Origin of the sequence: Vibrio kagoshimensis (assembly GCF_050337535.1) — a bacterium.
In the GTDB taxonomy this organism is placed as follows: domain Bacteria; phylum Pseudomonadota; class Gammaproteobacteria; order Enterobacterales; family Vibrionaceae; genus Vibrio; species Vibrio gallaecicus.
This window is the reverse complement of sequence record NZ_JAKJSZ010000003.1, coordinates 19,703-40,601: the sequence shown is the minus strand read 5'-3', so window position 1 is coordinate 40,601 and position 20,899 is coordinate 19,703. Positions and strand designations below refer to the sequence as shown.

At 40.9% G+C, this 20,899-nt stretch carries 20 protein-coding genes; 9 read left to right on the top strand and 11 right to left on the bottom strand.

Annotated elements, in window-relative coordinates; genetic code table 11:
• Positions 1 to 27 precede the first annotated feature (27 nt).
• From phrB to L4C37_RS02215, 5 genes are all read right to left on the bottom strand, one after another.
• Positions 28 to 1,482, bottom strand: a complete 1,455-nt coding sequence (phrB, locus tag L4C37_RS02235; protein ID WP_429767750.1) for a deoxyribodipyrimidine photo-lyase — start codon at positions 1,480 to 1,482, stop codon at positions 28 to 30.
• A complete protein-coding gene (locus L4C37_RS02230) occupies positions 1,479 to 2,426 on the bottom strand; it encodes a YbgA family protein (protein ID WP_429767749.1) in 948 nt (315 codons plus the stop codon). Before L4C37_RS02230 ends, phrB begins: the two co-directional genes overlap by 4 nt.
• A gap of 82 nt (positions 2,427 to 2,508) precedes the next feature.
• On the bottom strand, positions 2,509 to 3,270 hold the full coding sequence (locus L4C37_RS02225; protein WP_137371748.1) for a ChrR family anti-sigma-E factor: 762 nt from the start codon (positions 3,268 to 3,270) through the stop codon (positions 2,509 to 2,511).
• Positions 3,263 to 3,889, bottom strand: coding sequence for a sigma-70 family RNA polymerase sigma factor (locus L4C37_RS02220; protein WP_137371747.1), 627 nt, complete (start codon positions 3,887 to 3,889; stop codon positions 3,263 to 3,265). The genes L4C37_RS02225 and L4C37_RS02220 overlap by 8 nt, the downstream gene beginning before the upstream one ends.
• 69 nt (positions 3,890 to 3,958) lie before the next feature.
• A complete protein-coding gene (locus L4C37_RS02215; RefSeq protein ID WP_273293543.1) occupies positions 3,959 to 4,618 on the bottom strand; it encodes an LON peptidase substrate-binding domain-containing protein in 660 nt (219 codons plus the stop codon).
• Positions 4,619 to 4,745: 127 nt separating this feature from the next.
• Between L4C37_RS02215 and L4C37_RS02210 the strand changes: the two genes are divergently transcribed.
• From L4C37_RS02210 to L4C37_RS02195, 4 genes are all read left to right on the top strand, one after another.
• Positions 4,746 to 4,988 carry a Rho-binding antiterminator gene (locus tag L4C37_RS02210; RefSeq protein WP_273293544.1) on the top strand — a complete coding sequence of 81 codons (243 nt, stop codon included), beginning with the start codon at positions 4,746 to 4,748 and terminating at the stop codon, positions 4,986 to 4,988.
• Positions 4,989 to 5,154: 166 nt separating this feature from the next.
• Positions 5,155 to 5,673 carry a DUF2867 domain-containing protein gene (locus L4C37_RS02205; protein WP_429767748.1) on the top strand — a complete coding sequence of 173 codons (519 nt, stop codon included), beginning with the start codon at positions 5,155 to 5,157 and terminating at the stop codon, positions 5,671 to 5,673.
• 73 nt (positions 5,674 to 5,746) lie between these two features.
• The gene (locus tag L4C37_RS02200; RefSeq protein ID WP_137371744.1) at positions 5,747 to 6,160 is read left to right on the top strand and encodes a GFA family protein; all 414 of its coding nucleotides are present in this window, start codon (positions 5,747 to 5,749) and stop codon (positions 6,158 to 6,160) included.
• A gap of 33 nt (positions 6,161 to 6,193) precedes the next feature.
• Entirely contained in the window at positions 6,194 to 6,580 is a 387-nt protein-coding gene (locus L4C37_RS02195; protein WP_429767747.1) for a tautomerase family protein, read from the top strand.
• Positions 6,581 to 6,765: 185 nt separating this feature from the next.
• Here L4C37_RS02195 and L4C37_RS02190 read toward each other — a convergent pair whose 3' ends face one another.
• Both L4C37_RS02190 and L4C37_RS02185 read right to left on the bottom strand, forming a co-directional pair.
• Positions 6,766 to 8,427 (bottom strand): methyl-accepting chemotaxis protein, encoded by a 1,662-nt coding sequence (locus L4C37_RS02190; protein WP_429767746.1) that lies wholly within the window; start codon positions 8,425 to 8,427, stop codon positions 6,766 to 6,768.
• A gap of 305 nt (positions 8,428 to 8,732) precedes the next feature.
• On the bottom strand, positions 8,733 to 9,548 hold the full coding sequence (locus tag L4C37_RS02185; protein ID WP_429767745.1) for a DUF4344 domain-containing metallopeptidase: 816 nt from the start codon (positions 9,546 to 9,548) through the stop codon (positions 8,733 to 8,735).
• 251 nt (positions 9,549 to 9,799) lie between these two features.
• On the opposite strand from L4C37_RS02185, the gene L4C37_RS02180 reads away from it, so the two are divergent.
• The 4 genes from L4C37_RS02180 (at position 9,800) to L4C37_RS02165 (ending at position 13,138) form a co-directional block, all read left to right on the top strand.
• Positions 9,800 to 10,513: a CatB-related O-acetyltransferase gene (locus tag L4C37_RS02180; protein ID WP_429767744.1), complete on the top strand. Its 714-nt coding sequence runs from the start codon at positions 9,800 to 9,802 to the stop codon at positions 10,511 to 10,513.
• A gap of 106 nt (positions 10,514 to 10,619) precedes the next feature.
• A complete protein-coding gene (locus tag L4C37_RS02175; RefSeq protein WP_137371739.1) occupies positions 10,620 to 10,976 on the top strand; it encodes a YibL family ribosome-associated protein in 357 nt (118 codons plus the stop codon).
• Between the two features lie 308 nt (positions 10,977 to 11,284).
• Positions 11,285 to 12,511 (top strand): sodium/glutamate symporter, encoded by a 1,227-nt coding sequence (gene gltS, locus L4C37_RS02170; protein ID WP_137371738.1) that lies wholly within the window; start codon positions 11,285 to 11,287, stop codon positions 12,509 to 12,511.
• Positions 12,512 to 12,721: 210 nt separating this feature from the next.
• Positions 12,722 to 13,138, top strand: a complete 417-nt coding sequence (locus L4C37_RS02165; RefSeq protein ID WP_240701680.1) for a hypothetical protein — start codon at positions 12,722 to 12,724, stop codon at positions 13,136 to 13,138.
• Positions 13,139 to 13,337: 199 nt separating this feature from the next.
• Here the strand turns inward: L4C37_RS02165 and norW are convergent, their stop codons facing one another.
• The 4 genes from norW to L4C37_RS02145 all read right to left on the bottom strand — a co-directional run bounded on the left by norW (position 13,338) and on the right by L4C37_RS02145 (position 18,344).
• The gene (norW, locus tag L4C37_RS02160) at positions 13,338 to 14,492 is read right to left on the bottom strand and encodes an NADH:flavorubredoxin reductase NorW (RefSeq protein ID WP_429767743.1); all 1,155 of its coding nucleotides are present in this window, start codon (positions 14,490 to 14,492) and stop codon (positions 13,338 to 13,340) included.
• A gap of 1 nt (position 14,493) precedes the next feature.
• On the bottom strand, positions 14,494 to 15,990 hold the full coding sequence (norV, locus tag L4C37_RS02155) for an anaerobic nitric oxide reductase flavorubredoxin (protein ID WP_429767742.1): 1,497 nt from the start codon (positions 15,988 to 15,990) through the stop codon (positions 14,494 to 14,496).
• A gap of 369 nt (positions 15,991 to 16,359) precedes the next feature.
• Entirely contained in the window at positions 16,360 to 17,016 is a 657-nt protein-coding gene (locus L4C37_RS02150; protein WP_429767741.1) for a nitroreductase family protein, read from the bottom strand.
• 461 nt (positions 17,017 to 17,477) lie between these two features.
• Positions 17,478 to 18,344 (bottom strand): glycerol kinase, encoded by an 867-nt coding sequence (locus tag L4C37_RS02145; RefSeq protein ID WP_372265149.1) that lies wholly within the window; start codon positions 18,342 to 18,344, stop codon positions 17,478 to 17,480.
• Positions 18,345 to 18,997: 653 nt separating this feature from the next.
• Here L4C37_RS02145 and L4C37_RS02140 point away from each other — a divergent pair.
• Positions 18,998 to 20,884 carry a PTS mannitol transporter subunit IICBA gene (locus L4C37_RS02140; protein WP_429767740.1) on the top strand — a complete coding sequence of 629 codons (1,887 nt, stop codon included), beginning with the start codon at positions 18,998 to 19,000 and terminating at the stop codon, positions 20,882 to 20,884.
• Positions 20,885 to 20,899 lie beyond the last annotated feature (15 nt).

Below are 20,899 nucleotides of genomic sequence, written 5' to 3'. Positions count from 1 at the left end.
CACAGGCATTTATTTATAAGAAAGCTTCTATTTAAAGAAAGCTAGAGCTCTCAACCTGGCTTGCTTATGCTCCACTATTGGTGCCCAATACTGGTCTTGATCTGGATGCTTTTTAAGATAGTCATGAGGAAAGTGAATATCTTTATCAGGCAGATCGGCAAGCTCTGGTAGATATCTACGAATGAAAATACCTTTTGGATCAAATCTTTCGCTCTGAGTTATCGGATTAAATATTCTGAAGTAAGGTTGAGCGTCGCAACCGGTACTTGCTGCCCACTGCCAACCGCCATTGTTGGCGCTCAAATCACCATCAATAAGATGAGATATAAAGAAACGTTCACCCCATCTCCAGTCGATGAGTAAGTGCTTGGTTAGGAAGCTGGCAACAATCATTCTTAGGCGATTATGCATCCACCCTGTGGTGGTGAGTTGTCTCATAGCAGCATCAACAATAGGGTAGCCTGTTTTACCTTCACACCAAGCTTTGAAGTTTTGATGATCTGGGTGCCAGATTAAACCGTCGTATTTGGTTTGGAAGTTACTTCCTTTAGCAAGCTGCGGGTAATGGAACAACAGGTGCTTGTAGAAATCTCTCCAGATTAATTCATTGAGCCATGAAAATGCCGAATGTTGAGTGTCGAACAATACTTCCGGGTTCTGCTGAATTAATTGTATTGCCAGCCACCTTGGGCTAATTGCACCAATGGCGAGATAAGGGGATAAGCCGGATGTTCCTTTGATTGAAGGAATATCTCTGTTGTCGTGATAACTAGACACTTTGTTCGTGAGGAATTCCGGTATGACCTGCTTTATGACTGTTTCACTAAGTGGCCAGCGATCTGAAGATTCTCTAGGATAGCCTATATCGAAATTCCCACTCGACTCTGCACTTATATCGAGATGGTGGTTAGCTTTACTGTTTCCATCAATATCTGAATGGTTGCTTACAGGACCTAAAGTTGAGGTTGAATCACTAGGTGGAGAAGGGCTACATTCAATTCCTGTTTGCTGCACGCGCTTTAACCAGGCGTTTTTGAAAGGCGTGAATACCTTAAACATCTCGCCTTGTTTATTGAGTACTTTCCCTACAGGCACAATGGTATCGCTTTGGAAGAGTTCCAATGGTAAACCTTGCTCAATCACTGCCTGATCTCGTTTTAATTCATCGCATTCAGGTTCTGTATTGGCGAAGATTTTTTCGACATTATTGTTTGAACAATATGCCTGTAGCTGGGTGACTTGGTCTGTGAAGTCAGTGGCTGTAATGTGTATAAACTTTATACCTAATTCATCCAATTGTTCGGATAGCAGTTGTAAGTGGCGACACATTAAATCGGCTTTCATGGGAGCAAGATGATGCTGCTCCCATTGCTTTGGCGTAGATATGAAAACAGCGCATGTTGCGCCATTTTCTATTGCGGCTAGCAGAGCAGGGTTATCGTGAGTTCTTAGATCTCGTCTTACCCAAAGTATGTTGTTCAATAGCCATATCTCAGTTTGAGTTCTTGAGGGTGCGGGTTTAAGTAAACTTGTGTCTGTAAGTACTCGTTTGGATATTCCAACAGGTAATGGTTAATGAGCGTGAGTGGTACGAGCAATGGAATCAGCCCCTCTCGGAAATCATTAATTTGAGTTGAAAGCTCTTGTCTATGAATACTAGTTAGTTGCTTTTTAAAGTAGCCTTGGAGATGCTGCAAAGTGTTCGCATGGCTTCCTCGGTTAGCGTGGTGAGACAACGCTTCCATTAACCCTGTGATGTATTGATTGGCCATGGTATCTACATCAAGATCTGCGTTAGCAAGCAGTTGTCCAAGTTTTTTATATCCAGCTATGTGATGACTCATTACCAAATATTTGTGCGCACTGTGGAATTGAATGAGCTTATGTTTGGTGATCCCTTCATCTACCAAGTTCAACCATTTAGAATAAGTAAACACACGAGTCATGAAGTTTTCTTTTAGCACGGGGTCATTCAACCTTCCGTTTTCTTCAATAGGAAGTAGCGGATTTCCATCCATTAGCTGTTGGGTAAATAGACCAACACCTGTGGATTCAGATCCTCTCCCGTGATGATGATAAACTTTCACTCGCTCCATGCCGCATGTTGGACTTTTCTGGCACACGATGAAACCGGCTAGGTGCTGGCTTTTTTGTGAATGTTTCTGACCAAATTCAATTAGTTCTTGGGTGACGTCTCCTGTGCCATCCGGGCGAGAAACATGAATGACATCATCAAGGTGTCTTGTTTGACGAATGGTTGGTCTCGGGGTAGGTAAACCAACGCCCATTTCAGGACATACTGGTTCAAGTTCAACGTAGTCTGCGAGATCATCAGTACAAAAACGTGAGCGTTTATGACCAGTATCAAAGCGAACTTTTTGCCCAGCGACGCATGCACTGATACCTATTTTAATTTTCTTATCCATTGCTTCTCTCCCTCAAGCCAGTGTCATTCATAATTTAGTTGTTATATTGGTTTGAACTTCAAATCGACTGAGTACGTAATCATTAATAAATATATTTACCAAGAGGGTTAAATAATTGACTGACCCCTTTAGTAAAGTGGAGCGCGTCGCTAGATACAGTTAAGCATACGCAACCTTCTTGTGTGACTGGGTTATGAGTATGTTTTCCATCTAACCAAACGAAATCACCCGCCGAATAGTGCCCCATCTCATCATCAAAGCTGCCTTGCAACAGAAGTGTGATTTCGAATCCTTTATGTGTGTGTGAAGGCACTTGCCCACCTTCCGCGATATGCAGCAGGCTGGCATGGCGTGATCCATCTTCAAAGTCTAGTCGTGCTCGCGAAATTTTCCCTAGGCCTAACCACTCTTTCCGTACCACCGAATGTAGTGCTCTTGGCAGAGTGAAAGACTGCCCAGCTACCTCAACTTCAACGTTTTCGGTAGGGGACGTGGTTTGGACTAGATCTGTATTGGCTGTGATTTGGTTGATCATGTCTAAATCAAGAAGATTCAGCATGTCATTATTCTTATCAACCTCATCACCTTTACCTTGTGAAAAAATAGCGTCAAAGTTGATAGCTACATCCACATTGCTTTCATCATCTAGGGTATTTTCATTTTCCTGAGCCGCTTCGAGTGGCTCGAATAAAGCTTGCGCTGCTTGCTCTGTTAGTAGTTCAACGGTTGCTTGGCATTCGGCGCACATTTCTACATGGCTTGCGACGACCAGTGAAATGGAATCTGGAAGTGTTCCAGCAACAAATTCTTTAAGTACATTAAAGTTGGGGTGATGTTTAATCATTGTATTGGTCTCCCATTTGTTGCTTTAACTTGGCAAGCGCTAGACGTAAACGAGACTTGACCGTACCTAATGGAACATCCAGCTGTTGTGCCAGTTGCTCCTGAGATAGCTCTTGAAAGTACACGCCCTTGACAATAGTTCTCTGTGCAGGAGGAAGTGTATCGATTTGGCTCATCATATGGCGTGACATCAAATGGTCAGCGAAAGGAGAGGCTTCTTCATGACTTTCTGCTAAGGCTGCATCTATAGGCCAAATATCGTCAGCCACATTTTGTTCGGCTTTAGCTTTCACTTTTCGTAGCATATCGAATGCCGCATTACGCATTACGGTATATACCCAAGTAGTCGCCGCACCTTTGTCTTCATTATAAAGGTGCGCTTTTTTCCAAATATTGGTCATTGTTTCTTGAACTAATTCGTTGGCAGAAGCCTCATTGTTCAATTTCGTCATGCCGAAGCGTTTGATCTTCGGTGCGAAAAATTTAAACAATTGAGTGAAGGCTTGTTTGTCTCGCTTATTCGCAACGAGAACCAGCCAGCTTGAAAGCTCGGTAGGGACTTGCGATTCAGGGATGATGACGTGCTCCTTGTCTTTCCCAGTTGTTCTGATTGTTTCCATATTAAACCAACCACTCAGCGAATTTAGAGATCATTACGACGCTAGTACTAAAATGGATCACTTTTATTTTTAACTTATTTCATTTTGCATGGTACTTCCTGATACGACCTCGTTTAATAGCGCAACTAATGAAGGAAAACTTGTGGGGGAAAGAAAGGTTTCTTTTCTTCCGAGTGAAATAGGCAGTATCTCTATCAGTCTAGAACAAACCCAAATAGGATCATCGAACTTGGTGTTTGAATACAGTGATTGAATGAGTTCATGTTCTTGAAATAGTTTTTCTAAAAAAGCGGATAGTCTTGGTGTTGGTTCATTATTATCAAGTCTAGACCAATGGTTAGTCGCAAGTGCACTGCCTATCAACAAACCATCGTCTTGATAAGTGAAATTAGATATTTTCACCAACTCTATGCCTTCTACATCCACTTCAAGAATATTGTCATCCCCCATGTTGAAGTCAACAATGGCGACTTTAATTCCCCATGAACTGACTTGGTAATCTCGTTGTTTATCGGAACGTGCAATAACAAATCCTTCCCCCTTGGAAGCATTAGCTATCATTGATAGATATTTTTTCTCGAATATACGTAATCTCTGCCTGCCTTCTGGCAATAAAAAAATTGGTAAAGGGAACACCGCAAGATTATGTTGAACTTGCAGTTGTAAATGAGGAGGTTGATTAGTGCTTATCATTGCCTGTTGTGTATTTTTTGAGGTTGGTTCCTGCATATGCCACTCTTTTAAATAGGTACGCTTATTGGTTAGTACGCACTGCAGGTCGCACTCGATCAGTGCTGTCTGCTTTCTTTTGTTTTACAGTGTAAAGCTAAGAGAAATGATAAATGTTGGAGGAACGATGATCAGTTGCAACCAGTACGATTACATTGAAATTGTGTGTCTGTATCAATATGAAATCTTATTAACGCTAAAGTCTGGTGAAAGTATTCAAGGCATTGCGATGGACACAAAAAGAGATGATGACAAGCAAGAGTGTATTTTGATTAATCTGGATTCAGGTTCAAAGTTAGTGGTATTAGATGAGTTGTTAAGCTTAGAAGTGCTAACTCAGAACCCTAAGTTTAAGATGGTGACATTCTAAGACCAGTACCCGAATGTTTAGAGGCTTAATTAGCTTCATAACTCGTGGTGCTAATCTGTTGCTTAATTGAGACTGCAGGCGTTTAAATTGAATAAGGCTTTCTCTCATACAAAGGATGGGTAAAGTCGAAAAGGATACTTCTGATAGAAGCAATGATATGGAGAACATGACTGAGATGCATCAATTACCTGATAATGCCGATATTCGTTCACACCTAGAAGACGCCTATTTTGCTGATTCTTTTCATACCGACATTCAATACCATGGGCAATCCGCTATGGATGTTTATATAGACCTTATGCAAGCGACACCGAAATGGGTCACAACGTTAATGGCTTTGAGAAATAAAATCGTTGGGCTGTTTGGGTTGAAAAATTTAGGCAGTATGACTGAGATTGATAGGACGAAATCAGCGGCTGATTATCAGGTCGGCGATAAAGTTGGTATCTTTTCTTTGTATTCGAAATCAGCATCGGAAGTCATTGTTGAAGACCGAGATAAGCACCTTAATGTGAAATTATCTTTTACGATTGAACCTAATGGAAATAAAGCAAAGGTGCATGCAACATCGGTTGTTCATGTAAACAACAGGCTAGGTCGGGTCTACATGTTTTTTGTAGGTCCTGTTCATAAAATCATCGTTCCGAACTCTCTAAAACAGCTACCTTATGCCATATTGTCATAGGGAGATAAAGTGTGTCGCGAGCTTTTAACAAAGCGTCATACCATTTTAATGTGCGTAATTGAGGAAGTGATGAATGGATTATCCTATCGAAGGAGCCTGTCAGTGCGGGCAAGTGACCTACCAGCTTAAAGCTGAGCCGAAAATGGTGTTGGCTTGTCATTGTCAAGAATGTCAAAAGCTCTCTACCAGCCCATTTAGTGTCACGGCGATTGTGGCGCAAGGTGATATTGAGTTTCAAGGGAAGCTGAAAGAATGGAGCCGAATGTCGGATTCCGGTAATCGGAATACTGCGGCTTTTTGTCCTGATTGCGGCAACCGTGTTTATCACTACAATCCAGACGATCAAACCACTCTTAAATTAAAACTGAAGCCAGTCGGCTTTGAACATGACACTATTTTCCAACCGGTTGCGCATGTTTGGGTTTCGGAAAAACTGAGTTGGGTGGACCTTCCTGAAGGCGTTAAAATCTTTGATAAACAACCTTAACTGTTTAAACCTTTAGCACCTCAAGGAATGAATATGATTGTTATTTACGGCATTAAGGCACAACTTAACCCTATTAAACTTCAGTTGTCAGACATTTTGCAGTTTTGCTTAAACAGTGAAATGGGCCTACCCGATGATAAGCGAGCTCACCGCTTTGTCCCACTCGATAAAGATGACTTCTTTTATCCAGAAGGTCGCACAGGTGCGTACACTGTTATTGAAATAAACATGATGGAAGGACGAACGGTTCGCACCAAGAAAGCACTCATCAAGAGGATTTTTTCTGAGATTGAACTCAAGCTTGGGATTAAACCCATCGATATAGAGATCACGATTAAAGAACAACCTTCACACTGCTGGGGCTTTAGAGGGATGACAGGTGATGAAGCTCAAGACCTTAAATATAAGGTGAATGTCTAATCTTTCTCTATGTTGATCGCTATGCTGAAATTCTAATAGCTAAGCTGGAATGTTAAGAGCCATACTGGATAGGTAAAGGGCAAGCTGAACAAGCAAATTAAAGCAATAAAAAAAGGACAAGTATGGGAAACTACTTGTCCTTTTTTGATCTTTAAAGTGAATATCTCGGGTTTAGACTGACTGAGTTACACCGTAAATCTATCGACTAACTCATGAAGTTGGTGTGCTTTACCATTAAGGTCTTGGCTGCCAACTCGGTTGTCATTTGCCAAAGAAGCGGATTGGTTACTTTGGTCTGAGATAACAGTAATACGTTGTGAGATCTCTTGCCCCACATGGCTTTGTTCTTGAGTTGCGGTTGCTATTAAAGAGTTCATATCCATGATGATATCAATAGAACCTTTGATTTTTTCAAGTGCTTCTTTCGCTGAGTTTGCTTCGGTAACCGCGCTATTACTTCTAGACTGGCTGGTATCCATCGCTTTTACTGCATTATCAGAAGCCGATTTTAGCTGTTCAATCATTTGGTGAATCTCACCAGTACTTTCTTGAGTCCGGCTTGCCAGTTTTCTTACCTCATCTGCTACAACGGCGAAACCGCGACCTTGTTCGCCCGCCCTAGCTGCTTCAATAGCTGCATTTAACGCAAGCAGGTTTGTTTGCTCGGCAATATCTTGGATCACTTCAAGTGACGATGAAATATTTCTTACATCGCCTTCTAGTTTAGAAATGACTTCACTCGCTTGGGCAACCTCAGAAGCTAAATCTTGCACAGAATGAACTGCAGAAGAGACAATCTCATTCGCTTCATTCACGTTGTCTTCAGCATTTTTTGCTGAATCTGCAGCTTGATTTGCATTGTTGGATATTTCGTGGGCAGTCGAGGTCATTTCTGTCATTGCAGTAGCAACTTGGTCGGTTTCGAGTTGTTGGCCTGAAGCCAGTTCATCCACCTGAGTGGCTCTGCTAGACATGTTGTTGGTTTCATCTACGACTTGTTGGCTGACCAAACTTACTTTTCCAATGATGTCTTGTAGGCTTGCAACAAAGATATTGAAGTTAGTAGTGAGTGTTTTAAATTCTGGGACCGATGAAATATCCATGCGAGCGGTTAAGTCGGCATCCCCACTTGCAAAGGCACGGATTGAATCATCAAACTGTTCAAGTGGGCGCATGATACTGCGGTTAATGTACATGGCAAAAATCACTACAATCGCAGTGATTGCTAAACAAAACAGACCAATAGTCACTAGGCTTTTGTCTGCAATTTCTTTTGATTGTTTATCCATAATGGCGATGGTGCTGTCTACATCGTCAGTATAAAAGCCCGTTCCGATCATCATGTCCCACTGTGGGAAAAATACCGAATAACTCAGTTTAGGTTGCGGGATGGTTTGGTTCGGCTTGGGGAAGTAATAGGTTGTGAATTTATTTACTTTTGAGTTCTTCAGGAGGTCTTGAATCAGGTAATTGCCTTTCTTATCTTGTAGATTAAAGAAGTTTTTACCGATCCCTGCGTCAGATTGCCCCTGAAGAACGCGGACACCTTTTGATGTATAGCCAAAGATGTATCCATTTTCTCCAAAGTTAATTTCTTTAAGTGTATTGATGGCATCTTCTCTTGTGCCATTGTTTGCAATGATAGGGTTAAGAGCGGTTTTTGCTATATCAACATAAGATTTAAGCTCCGTCTTTTTAATTTCCATCATACTTTCATGAGTGGTTTGAATTTGTTTAGTGTTGAGGTTATTCAGCTCCATATAGCTCAAAGTCATCATGCCAATAGTGATAATAAGCAATGGGAATATGGACAGGATATAAAGTCGCTTGCGAATGGTAATACTCATCTTGTTTTCCTAATTGAGCTATAGGCAGTGTTCACTAACCTTATAATTTTAATAGTTATATAGTGAGCTTACTTGGAAATTATAAAATGAAATGTGAACAACTCGTTGTTTGTATGTTGTTACATGTATTTACAGTGTTAAGTGTTGGCTAGTAATAACTTTTTCTTTATTTTATTAATCTTTATATAAATAAAAAGCTTAAAAGAAAAACCTATCTAGCCAACCATTATTCTTTTAAATTAAGTGTTTGGGTGATATTTAACTAATTAACCATTTTAAATTGTGTGGTTTGTTTGGGTTATTGTTTATTTTTGCAAATTTAAATACTCTCCCCAGTTTTGACTGATAGTGTCGTAGTTAAAAATACAAAAATCTTTTCGGTCACTTAAGTAGTTGTTCTCAACTTCGTTCAGTAAATTGGCATGCTTTTCAGGGTCACTGCCGTAAACGAGACACAACGTTGAAAAGTAGCGTTGTAAGTCAAAACTATGCTCATCAATGTATTCGCCAAAGTCGTAATAATCGGGTCTATCGTCTGACTCAAAAGCAAACATATCAGCAGCACTAATGGCCGCATCATCTCCATCTTCAATATAGTTCAGCAATATGATGGTGGCGAAGTTGTCTACGGCGTCTTCTTCTTTGCCTAATATCGGAATGTTTTGGTCTTCAATATACGCATGTCCAGCTTCATGAAGTAGCGTATGTAAGAGGGTATCTATTGCCCCCAATTTAGCGGATTTATTGTATTTTTCGTTGTACTTGTTCTTTGTAAAGTAATCGATAGATTCGGCGTAGAAAGAGTATGGAATATGAATGGTATGAGTGTCTGGATCATACATCGGACCTTCATCAGTACCGTATTGCAGTATCAGAGTGTTATTAAAAGGGAATAATTGTTCGGAGAGGTCAATGAGTGTGCTGTTGATTCCACTTTGTTCGATTTCAGATTTCAGAGATGCTTCAAAGTTATCTTGCGAAGGCAAATATTCAACGATGACGCTTTTTTTTGCATCAGCGGCATTTTGAGAATCGCGCGTGCTTTCAGGAGCACTTTTGAACGCAGCCTGTAAAGGTGTACATATTAGACAACTTATCCCTGTGAGCCATAGTGTTCTCATATTTCTCTCTTATTTTATTGAGCAATTTAGCGTGGCTTTCTCGTATGTCTTTACTGAATATTGACATATAAGCGATACGGCATAGTTATAGTTTAGATAATAATGACAAATTCGATAGTTGAGTAAAAGATGTTATTTATTGCTTACCTTGTCCAACCTTGGGTTCATTAGCGGGCTACTTGATTAATTTTACAAGTAGCGCTGCAGTTTGATTCTGTAGCCGATATTTATTGCTAATAAGAGAATCTCACATGACTCAAAATACTTCGATTCATCAGAATCACCCCGTTCAGTCTAAACCAGAAGCCGATTCAAGCACGGTACCAACGCGAAAGCATTGGTCTCAATTTCAGTTACTTCATGACGTTGTGAAAAACCCTAATATTCATCTCAAAGGTACTCATAGTTATTACAGCGATTGTTGGGATAATGGGTTTGAAGACTCGGTTGTTCGATATTTACATGGTGATTGGTTGACTAAAGACCGCGAGCCGCGCTGGACAATAGATCAGTTGTATATTGGTGACTATGTCTGTATTGGGGCTGAAGCCGTTATCCTGATGGGAGGCAACCACACGCACCGTGCGGATTGGTTTTGTTTGTATCCGTTTATGGATTTCATTGACGAAGCCTACCAAGGCAAAGGTGATACTCATATTCATGATGGGGTGTGGATAGGCATGCGAGCGATGGTTATGCCAGGTGTCACTATTGGTGAAGGTGCGATTATTGCGGCTAATAGTGTGGTGACGAAAGATGTACCGCCTTATGCTGTTGTAGGCGGCTCTCCTGCCACATTATTGAAGTTTAGGTTTGATAAAGAGACCATTCAAACGCTCATGGAAATGGGTATTTATGATTGGCCGGCTGATAAATTTGAAGCGCTGAAAAGGCATCTTTGTGGATCAGATATCGAATCATTAAAGTCGGCTTTAGTTGCCTACCAAATGAATGACAAACAATAGGAAAAGGGAGTCTTGCAAGCAGGAATATAAATTTCTGTAGTGGCGTGCATTTATGCTATACTCCGCGCCCCAATCCGCATTGGCTTGCTAAATTTAGGAAATTATTATGAGTGGTACAAACGAACTTCAACAAATTAACAACCGTCTAGACAAGTGTCGCCACAAGTTAGCGGCTGCTAAGGCTCGTAATGATCGTCCTGTCGTTAATCAATTTGAAGATGAAATCAAAAAGTTAACGAAGAAAATTGCACAGCTTAAACATAAGCAAAGCTACGATGTGAACCAAGAACGTAAAGCTCTGGTTGATATGCCATTTCGTCGTGAAATTACGAAAGCTGAGCAAGCGGATATGGGTAAACTGAAAAAGTCAGTTAAAGGATTAGTGGTTGTTCACCCAATGACTAAAGTGGGTAAAGAGCTTCGCCTTGAAGTGATGACAGGGTTTGCCCCGAAAAAATTCTAATTACCGATACGGTAATGAAAAAGGAGCTAGTGATAGCTCCTTTTTGCTTTTTCACGGGTTAGAAACGTTACTTTGTGATGGCATTAGTTACGCTTAATTCAAATCACAGGTTTGATTGTAATCACAAAATCTTTTGTTTTTTAGAAAACTTAACTTGCTACTAACATAGGCTTTGACCTGCTAAGTAAATTAGTTTCTTTTTTTAACCATGATTATCTTATCCACTTGCATACAGGCAGAACAGAAACCAGTAACTGACAAATTGAACTCATTAGGGAAGATGAGAACGTAAAAAATATAGAGGTTATATGAATAATTTAATTTCAATAGGGCCACTAGAATCTTTCCTAATCGCGATTAGTGTGTTGTTTCTAGGTCATTTTGTGAACGCAAAGCTTCCAGTACTTAAAAAATACAATATCCCTGAACCCATTGTTGGTGGGTTGATTGTTGCTTTTGCTATCACAGGTCTTCATTTTAACGGTATTGATCTAGAGTTTTCTCTACCTTTACAAAAGACCTTCATGTTGATGTTTTTCGCGACAGTAGGTTTAGCGGCTAACTATACTCAGCTGATGAAAGGTGGAGCAAAAGTATTCCTATTTTTAGGTGTTGCTTCGGTCTATATCATCATTCAAAACGGTGTGGGTGTAACGCTCGCGACTGCTTTAGGTTTAGACCCATTAATGGGGCTTATCGCTGGTTCGATAACGCTTTCTGGTGGTCACGGAACGGGCGCTGCTTGGTCACAAACTTTTTCCGACACGTATGGCATTGCCAATACCTTGGAAATCGCAATGGCATCGGCAACCTTTGGTTTGATTATTGGTGGCATCATCGGTAGCCCTGTGGCTCAAAAGCTTATCAATAAGAATAACCTAGAATCGGAATATGGCACGGGTACTCATACTCACGAACGCTTCCCGGAACTTGTCACTTACAACGAATATGAAGAAGACAAAGTCACGGCGAAGAAGGTCATTGAAGTGCTGTTTATTCTTCTTATCTGTATTACGGGTGCTCGTTATTTAGAGCAGTGGGTAAGTACATTTGAAATTACTTGGTTGATGATCCCTGATTTCGTTTACGCGCTGTTTATTGGTGTGTTTATTACGAATGTATTCGAAGTCACTAAGATTCATAAAACAGACAGTGAGACTGTCGATATTCTTGGCACGGTTTCACTGTCGTTATTCTTAGCAATGGCTTTAATGAGCTTAAAACTGTGGAATATTTTTGACCTTGCGATTCCATTCCTTGCCATCTTAGCGGTGCAGGCTGTGGTTTTAGGTATCTTCTCGTACTTTGTGACGTTCAAAGTTATGGGCTCAAATTATGATGCTGCGGTAATGGCTGGTGGGCACTGTGGTTTCGGCTTAGGGGCAACACCTACTGCCGTGATGAATATGGGTTCACTTGTGAATCGCTTTGGTCCATCACCTCAAGCCTTTATGGTCGTTCCAATTGTTGGTGCTTTCTTTATTGATATTGTTAACTTGATTATTCTGCAAGGATACATTTCCTTTATTGGATAGCCTTAGGTTTTAGACCGGATATGACGGCTCCTTTTGTTGAGGTGCAGTTCGCTTTAAAAAGCCAGTAGCATTAGCTGCTGGCTTTTTTATGGGCAGTATTTCTTTCATCTTGAATGTACTTGCTTACAGGCACTTACACTTCTCGTTTGAAAATCGTGCTATTTTTGCAGCCATAAATAAGTCAATTTATAAATGATTGCGAGACAAGTGATGAAGAAATTTTTGTGTTTTTTAGCGTTATTTCCAAGCATAAGCTTCGCTGAACCAAATTTGTATTTTGGTGCTGATTACCTTACGAATGATTCTAAGTACGCATTACAGTATGGGTTTTATTTCAAAGCCAGTCCGGAGTTAGATTTCGGTTATGAATGGGAATATGCCCAATACAGTAACGACATGCACTCGCTTGGGATTAACATAAAACCATCCTTTCCTCATGGTGATTTCTATATTGCACCAATTGGCGGTTTTCACTATTTCAGTGGCAATGTTAATGCTGCTTTTGTGTACGGTGCTGAGGTGGGTTATAGATACAATGCGATAACGCTGCGAGCTGGTTATAAAGAAGCTTCTGAAGATTTTAAAAACAGTGACAATGTTTACGTTGGTGCTGGTATCAATTTCTAACTCTTATAGGCCCTTCTTGAGTTAGGTTTAGGCTGCTCTATTTATTTTATGTAAATAGAGGCAGCCAAATTTTTATTAGAATTAAATCCCCGTTCGGTGAATGAACTGAGCGAGCGTTAAGCAATAAGCAATAAGCAATAAGCAATAAGCAATAAGGATGAGATGTGTTATTCCACAATCTCAACCTCCTCTATAATGGCTAAGCCAATTGCAGTTCACGTAATAGCGGGAATGCAGCCTTGGAATGGTTACCAGCGACAACGAACCCAACGAAGCTATTCGCATCGTCAAATGCTTTAGCTACTATGCCATTTGGGGTAAATTCCGCTTCCCAGCGTGTTGCAGTGTGAATGTGCTTTCCTGACAACTGGATAGGATAACTCGGCGTTTTCACTTTGGTTAGCATCGGTGGTAAAGCTAAGTTACCTTCAGAACTGGTCAGTTGTTTAGCAAGTACGTTTGCTGACAAAATGGCAGGTTGTAAGTAAGCCATCACTCGCCCTTCAATTTCAGCGCAGTCTCCAATCGCAAAGATATTACTAATGCTACTAGAAAGTGTTGAATCAACCACAATGCCTTGATTAACATCGATTCCCGCCTGTACTGCAAGCTCTATATTTGGACGCAGACCAGCAGCGGCGATCACTTCATCTACTTCGATATTGGCGAGTCGAGCGGATACAGAAGAAGAGGCATTTAATACAAGTTCAGTTTCATTATGCTTAGCTTCTATGATCGCCGTGTTCGTCATAACTTGCACGCCACTTTTGATGAGTTCCCGTTCTAATTCAGCAGAAATAAACCTAGGCAAAAGGTTCGGCAACAAGTCGGAAGCCGGCTCGAATATTGTGACTTCTTTTCCCGCGACTTGTAGATCAAGTGCTAACTCAACCCCAATTAAACCACCCCCAATAATGGCTATTCGTTTTGCAGTATCAATGCGAGATTTGGATTGATGAAACTCGTCTAGGCTGTTTAGCGTGAGCACTTTACTATGGTCCAGCCCTTTTACTGGTGGGACAAAAGTACGCGCACCCGTCGCTAGCACTAGTTTTGAGTAGTAATGACGTTTGCCACTTGCTTCTATGTATTGCGCTTCGGCGTTAATGCTTTCCACATGAGTGTGGGTGTGAATGACGATATTGTATTGCTCTGCCAATGCTGCTGCACTATTTAGAGTAAGGTCCTTCACACTTTGATTCTTACTGAATACATGAGAAAGACTTGGCTTATTGTATTCAGTACCATTATCCGCAGTGAAGATTTCTATCGCCACTTGAGCATCGACTTTTCGTAGCATTTTTATAGTTTGAAGTGCAGCAAAACCGCCGCCTACAATGATAATTGGTTGCATACTACACCTCTACAAACACTTCTTTACCCAAACTACATTCAGGGCAAAGGAAATAGTCTGGTACTTGTGCCCAAGGTGTCCCGGGTTCTACATCTTGATTTGGCTCCCCAAGTTGAGGGTCATAGATCCATTCGCAAACCGTGCAGCGCCAACAAGTGCAGTCTGAGTTATGGCTTGATTGCTCAACCTCAAAATCTGAATTGCAAACGCTACTCTCAGCGTTCTGCTTAGTACTTGTTCCCGATTCTACAATTTGAACTTTCTTGCGCTCAACTTGCTTTGGTTGGCATACTTCATCAGCATCTACTCGCCATACATCCGCGAGTGTCATTCCGTAGTCGATGCACTGTCGTAGTGCTTCTGTATCAGGTTTCCAATGAATGTGTTGCGCAGGGCTAACTTCGAAGTTGGCTTCACGAAGGCGTGCATCAATGCGCTTTACTGCGCCGCCAGTCCAACCAGACGACCCAAATGCCGCCGCTCGTTTTTCAGCAAAGCGTAGACCGTGCATCTCTTCCAATAACGCGGCGATTTGCGGCATCATTACGTTATTCATGGTTGAAGAGCCAACTAACACACCTTTTGAACGGAAGATATTGGCGAGAATGTCGTTTTTATCGTGCTTAGAAATATTAAAAACTTTAATTGCTGTTTCTGGGCTGCTTTTACGAATACCTTTTGCGATGGCATCAGCCATCATTCGAGTGTTGTTAGACATGGTGTCGTAGACAATCGTAATACGATCTTCTTTATAAGCTTTAGACCACTCGTAATACTGCTCGACAATTTGGGTCGCGTTATCACGCCATATACAGCCATGTGAAGTGGCAATAACGTCAATAGGCACACCAAGGCTTAATACTTCTTCTATCTTGGCTTTTACAAGAGGAGCGAAAGGGGTCAGGATATTTGAGAAGTATCGGAGACACTGATCATGAAGTTCGACTTGGTCCAGTTGGTCATTAAATAGGTTTTCATCACAGTAATGCTGACCAAAAGCATCGTTACTGAAAAGCACTTCGTCGCTGGTTAAGTAAGTTGCCATCGAATCCGGCCAATGCAGCATTTTCATCTCAACAAAAATAAGCTGTTTACCATTACCAATATCGAGCGCGTCGCCTGTTTTTACGGTTCTAAAATTCCAGTCAGGTTTGTGGTGGTGACCAATGATGGAATTCACCCCAGCCTCAGTACAATAGATAGGTGTATTTGGGATCTTTTCAAGTAAAGCGGAGAGAGCACCTGAATGATCTTCTTCTGCATGTTGGCAAATGATGTAATCAATCTCATTGAGGTCGATTTCCATTTCTAGGTTTGCCAAGAATTGGTCGGTAAAGCGGTGGTCAACAGTATCGACAAGAACCGTTTTCTCTTCACGGATAAGGTACGAGTTATAGCTGGTACCTTTGTTCATGTGATATTCCTTCCCATGGAAGTGTTCAGTTTCCCAATCGTGAATACCAACCCAGTGAACATTGCCTTTAACGTGAATAGTCATAATGATAATACCTTATTAATGTTTTCTAAGGTCATCATTGCACTAGTTGTGCCATGTTTTTATATTATTGATTTTGCTGGTTTATTATTTTTAATTTTAAATTTAAGAGTCAATATGACTCTTACTTCCATTTGGTCTAATTGACGTGTTTGTGTCTTTTTGATCGGAGTGTATTCTATCTAGAGGATAAGAGGATAAGAGGATAAGAGGATAAGAGGATAAGAGGATAGCTAAAATTAAGTTTTGTATTTTAGCTTCTGGTATCAAATGCTTTATGCATTAAAAAGTGTTTTACGCATAAAAAAGGCCAGGCTGAGCCTGACCTAATATTTAAAGCTGTATGTCTAACACAAGCACTATTGCTTAGTATTAAAGCGTTGTTACCACTTCATCAAGAGCTAGACGAGCTTTTGGTTTACCGTGGTTGTAGTCTTCGCCTTCTTTATGGAAGCCGATTGCTAGCGCTACATCAACAACGTGACCTTCAAGTTCATCAGCGAACTCTTCACCGATCATTGCAGCGTCAACACCCTCCATAGGTGTAGATGAGATACCTAGACGAGCAAGAGTGTGCATGATGTTGCCAAGTGCAATGTAAACCTGAGACTTAGTCCAGTTACCATTAAAACCTGTTTCATCTGTGTTCATTTCTGCGAATGCGTAAGCACCTAGGAACTGTTCGTACATTTCCGCTGGTAGGTGACCTGAACTTACTTCAGTGTCAGCACGTTTAGCGAATTTTTCTTTTGTGTACTTAGGATCGTGAGCGAAAAGAATAGTGTGCGACGCTTCTTTTGCATGCGGTTGGTTAAACTGGAACATGTTTTCAAAAGTATTGTGGAAACGTTGCTTCGCTTCGTCACTCTCAATGATAATGAATTTCCAAGGTTGAGAGTTAATAGAAGAAGCCGATAAACGAAGTGCTTCTTTGATGATAGCCATGTCTTCCGCAGAAACACGTTTTTTAGCATCGTATTTTTTTGCAGTGTAGCGAGTGTTTAAATCAGTGATGATTGGATGAGTCATGTTGAATCCTAATATCTTTAATACTAAATGTTGAAGGGTTTAATGTTCAATGACGTTCACAATAAACAGACAGCCCATAAAATTTACAGAATCAATCATTCTGTTTTCAATGGGTATCGACCTTACCCAATTATCGAATCTCTGCGGTTGCTCAAGTCGATGAGCATAAGGTAATCGAAGTTGTGGATAAAAAAAATGGCAAAGATTCCTAATCACTATGGATAATTAAATCCATAATAAAGTGATTAATGTGATATTAAGTTGCCTTTTTGGGCGATTTTTCTTATTACTTACCAATTTATGTCCATATAAATCGAAGTGGTGGCTAAACTATCTTCAAAATGTTTGTTGGTTGTATAAGAAGGCGCTGTCGTAATAGGAAGATAGGAAGATAGGAAGATAGGAAGATAGGAAGATAGGAAGATAGAAAGGAAGGCTAAGCTTGGAGTAAAGCGTATAAATTAATACGCTTTTATACCATATTGACGAAGCTTAAAAGGTAGCACTTTATCTAGATTGGCAATGTCGTCTGGGAATAGTTCAATCAAAGCAAAGCCATGCTTTTCATAAATGAGAGTCGTGGCGATGCGTTTTTCATCATCAACCTTACCGCTGTCAGTGCCCCAATATTGCACATAGACTTTGCCAGATGGTAGATAAAAATCACTCATCACATCTTGCTCAATAGGAAGAGGGCGCTCATAAGCGTGTACTACGCCTGCCATATAGAGCCAGTTATCAATGATTAGCTCGCCTTTTGAACGAACATAATGACCATCTAGCGTTCGATGTTTGGCTTCAAATTTTTGTCTGAAACTAGAAAGTGAGGCATCAGTTGAATGGCTTTCAGCATCTTGACCTAAAAACTCTACAACCGACTGGCGAAGCCTTTTATGGCGAACAATCGTGTCATGCCAAACCACATATTGATTTTGGGTTTGCTTATCTTCGCGTTGCTCGCCGCCTGCTTTTAAGCCTGTTTCTGTGATTTGCCAACCTTGTTCACTTTTTACAATCCATCCTAATTCACTTAGGAGTAGGTTAATCTTTTTTGCACTAAGCTCGAAGTGCTTGGCAACTTGTGTGGCGGTGAAGTTTTTTCCAGATGTAGATGCATGATCAATCAGTAGGTTTTCTGGCCAGACGATAAATGTTCCGAATTTGCTGTGCTCGACATATTCCCCACCAAACTTCTCACCTCGTTCAGTAAGTACCCATTTATCTTTTGCTCTCACTATATACCCAGAGGCTTTGAGTTCACTAAAAAGCTGCTTTGCATCTATTTTTCTAAGCTTTGCCATCGAGGAAGTTGAGTGTTTTTCTGGCATTTAATATCCCTTTAATCACACGAGAGTATGGATTGCATTTTATCTAGAAAGTGTGGGTGAGTACTACACTACACTTCGTTTAGTTTCTGATTTATGAGCCAGTACTGTTGCTCTGTTGTATGAAGTGAAGCGTTGGTGGTGATCATATAAGACTTATATGGACCGTACATATCGAATATGTAGCGACAGATCACACTTTGTTGGTTCTATGCTTTTTAGGATTTTTGACAGCACGCTCAAATATACTGGGATTTGTGTAATTTTATTACATAAACATGTTTTTATAAGCAGATGGGCTCATATTTTATTCAAGTGTGCGCTGTAAATTTGCTCTTATTTTCCTTGTTAAAATATTGACATTATTATTTATGTGATGTTTGTCACTATTTATTTTTTAGTGGTCGATATGAAAGTGTGATGTGTACCAACATGTATTGATAATTATTATCGTTAATTTGACTTTGTAACTAACAAACATAGTGTTTTTGTGATCTTTAATTGTATGATTAATACTATTTGTCCATTATTTTGTGATTTGAGTCTCGATTTTTCTCGTTAAGTGCATTTTAGAAATCTTGTGATACATTTCAATCAACTTTTGATGACACATTTTTTGGCCACTTGGCCGTCCAAAACATTACGGGGTTCTACCTATGCTATCTCCAGAAGCGAAGATCAAGGTTCAAAACTTTGGTCGTTTTCTATCCAACATGGTGATGCCAAACATCGGCGCATTTATTGCGTGGGGTTTCATTACTGCTCTATTCATTCCAACGGGTTGGTTGCCTAACGAAACGTTAGCATCAATGGTTGGTCCAATGATCACATACCTACTACCACTCTTGATTGGTTACACTGGTGGTAAGATGACAGGTGGCGACCGTGGTGCGGTTGTCGGTGCTATCACCACCATGGGTGTTATCGTTGGTACTGATATCCCAATGTTCATGGGTGCGATGATTGTTGGTCCACTCGGTGGTATCGCAATCAAGAAATTCGATGAAGCTGTTCACGGTAAAGTGAAGAGCGGTTTCGAAATGCTTGTGAATAACTTCTCTGCCGGCATTATTGGTATGATCTGCGCCATCATTGCCTTCATGGCAATTGGTCCTGCAGTGAAAGTGCTTTCTTCTGGTCTTGCGGCTGGTGTGAACGTAATGGTTGAAGCAGGTGCTCTCCCTCTTGCATCAATTTTCGTTGAACCTGCAAAAATCCTTTTCTTAAATAACGCTATTAACCACGGTATTTTCTCACCACTTGGTATTCAGCAGTCAGAAGAACTTGGACAATCAATCTTCTTCCTTATTGAAGCAAACCCAGGTCCGGGTCTTGGTCTTCTTCTAGCGTACATGGTATTTGGTAAAGGTAATGCTAAGCAATCTGCGGCTGGTGCATCTATCATCCACTTCTTCGGTGGTATCCACGAAATTTACTTCCCATACGTGCTAATGAACCCTCGTTTAATCCTTGCTGTTATCGCAGGTGGTATGGCTGGTGTATTCACAAACGTAGTGTTTGCTTCAGGTCTTTTATCTCCAGCATCTCCAGGTTCAATTATTGCTATCTTGCTTCTTACTCCGAAAGCATCATTTGTTGGCGTAATTCTTTCTGTAATCGCTGCAACAGGTACTTCTTTCCTAGTCGCATCTCTTCTAATGAAGACACAAGGTGATGCTGGTGAAGATGAAGGTTCACTAGAGAAAGCATCAAGTGCAATGAAAGACATGAAAGCTTCTTCTAAAGGCCAAGTGACTGGTCAAGCGGCTGATATGTCTAACGTGAACGCTATCTACGTTGCTTGTGATGCGGGTATGGGTTCAAGTGCAATGGGTGCTGGTCTACTGCGTAAGAAAGTGGAAGCGGCAGGGTTAGACATTCATGTAACCAACCTTGCTATCAACAACTTGCCTGCAGACTCTCAGATTGTTGTGACTCACAAAGATCTAACTGACCGTGCTCGTAAGCACGCGACATCAGCGGTGCATATTTCATTGAATAACTTCTTAGACGGTCATGTATACGACAACCTAATTGTTGAATTAATTGAAGCGCAAACCGGTGAAGTGAAAGCAGTAGCTCCGGTTACAGAAGAAGAGCCTCAAGGCACGCTAACACTAACAAGCGATAACATCTTTTTAGGCATGAAGCCGACGTCAAAACAAGACGCTATTAAGTTTGCCGGAGAGCAACTAGTGAAGCTTGGTAACGTTGCTCCAGAATATGTTGAAGGCATGTTTGCCCGTGAAGAGCTTGTAACGACTTACCTTGGTGAATCAATCGCAGTGCCTCACGGTACTATCGAAGCTAAACAGTACGTACAGAAAACAGGCATCGTTTTCTGTCAATACCCTGAAGGTATTCAGTGGGGCGAAGATGAAGATGATATCGCTAAGCTTGTTATTGGTATCGCGGCTCAAGGTGATGAGCACAACATGGTGCTGATGGCTATTACGAATTCACTTGATGACGAAGAAGCAATTGAGTGTTTGAAGTCTACATCTAACCCTGAAGATGTACTTCGAATCCTCAACGGTAAGTAACCGAGCTTCTAGTCT

Bases quoted from the DNA above. Each gene is read 5' to 3' on its own strand.
- L4C37_RS02175 (WP_137371739.1), top strand. From the start codon at position 10,620: ATGAGTGGTACAAACGAACTTCAACAAATTAACAACCGTCTAGACAAG.
- L4C37_RS02185 (WP_429767745.1), bottom strand. From the start codon at position 9,548: ATGAGAACACTATGGCTCACAGGGATAAGTTGTCTAATATGTACACCT.
- L4C37_RS02205 (WP_429767748.1), top strand. From the start codon at position 5,155: ATGACTGAGATGCATCAATTACCTGATAATGCCGATATTCGTTCACAC.
- L4C37_RS02190 (WP_429767746.1), bottom strand. From the start codon at position 8,427: ATGAGTATTACCATTCGCAAGCGACTTTATATCCTGTCCATATTCCCA.
- L4C37_RS02150 (WP_429767741.1), bottom strand. From the start codon at position 17,016: ATGACTCATCCAATCATCACTGATTTAAACACTCGCTACACTGCAAAA.
- L4C37_RS02200 (WP_137371744.1), top strand. From the start codon at position 5,747: ATGGATTATCCTATCGAAGGAGCCTGTCAGTGCGGGCAAGTGACCTAC.
- norV (WP_429767742.1), bottom strand. From the start codon at position 15,990: ATGACTATTCACGTTAAAGGCAATGTTCACTGGGTTGGTATTCACGAT.
- gltS (WP_137371738.1), top strand. From the start codon at position 11,285: ATGAATAATTTAATTTCAATAGGGCCACTAGAATCTTTCCTAATCGCG.
- L4C37_RS02225 (WP_137371748.1), bottom strand. From the start codon at position 3,270: ATGATTAAACATCACCCCAACTTTAATGTACTTAAAGAATTTGTTGCT.
- L4C37_RS02210 (WP_273293544.1), top strand. From the start codon at position 4,746: ATGATCAGTTGCAACCAGTACGATTACATTGAAATTGTGTGTCTGTAT.
- L4C37_RS02195 (WP_429767747.1), top strand. From the start codon at position 6,194: ATGATTGTTATTTACGGCATTAAGGCACAACTTAACCCTATTAAACTT.
- L4C37_RS02215 (WP_273293543.1), bottom strand. From the start codon at position 4,618: ATGCAGGAACCAACCTCAAAAAATACACAACAGGCAATGATAAGCACT.
- L4C37_RS02230 (WP_429767749.1), bottom strand. From the start codon at position 2,426: ATGGATAAGAAAATTAAAATAGGTATCAGTGCATGCGTCGCTGGGCAA.
- L4C37_RS02180 (WP_429767744.1), top strand. From the start codon at position 9,800: ATGACTCAAAATACTTCGATTCATCAGAATCACCCCGTTCAGTCTAAA.
- L4C37_RS02145 (WP_372265149.1), bottom strand. From the start codon at position 18,344: ATGCCAGAAAAACACTCAACTTCCTCGATGGCAAAGCTTAGAAAAATA.
- L4C37_RS02165 (WP_240701680.1), top strand. From the start codon at position 12,722: ATGAAGAAATTTTTGTGTTTTTTAGCGTTATTTCCAAGCATAAGCTTC.
- L4C37_RS02140 (WP_429767740.1), top strand. From the start codon at position 18,998: ATGCTATCTCCAGAAGCGAAGATCAAGGTTCAAAACTTTGGTCGTTTT.
- norW (WP_429767743.1), bottom strand. From the start codon at position 14,492: ATGCAACCAATTATCATTGTAGGCGGCGGTTTTGCTGCACTTCAAACT.
- L4C37_RS02220 (WP_137371747.1), bottom strand. From the start codon at position 3,889: ATGGAAACAATCAGAACAACTGGGAAAGACAAGGAGCACGTCATCATC.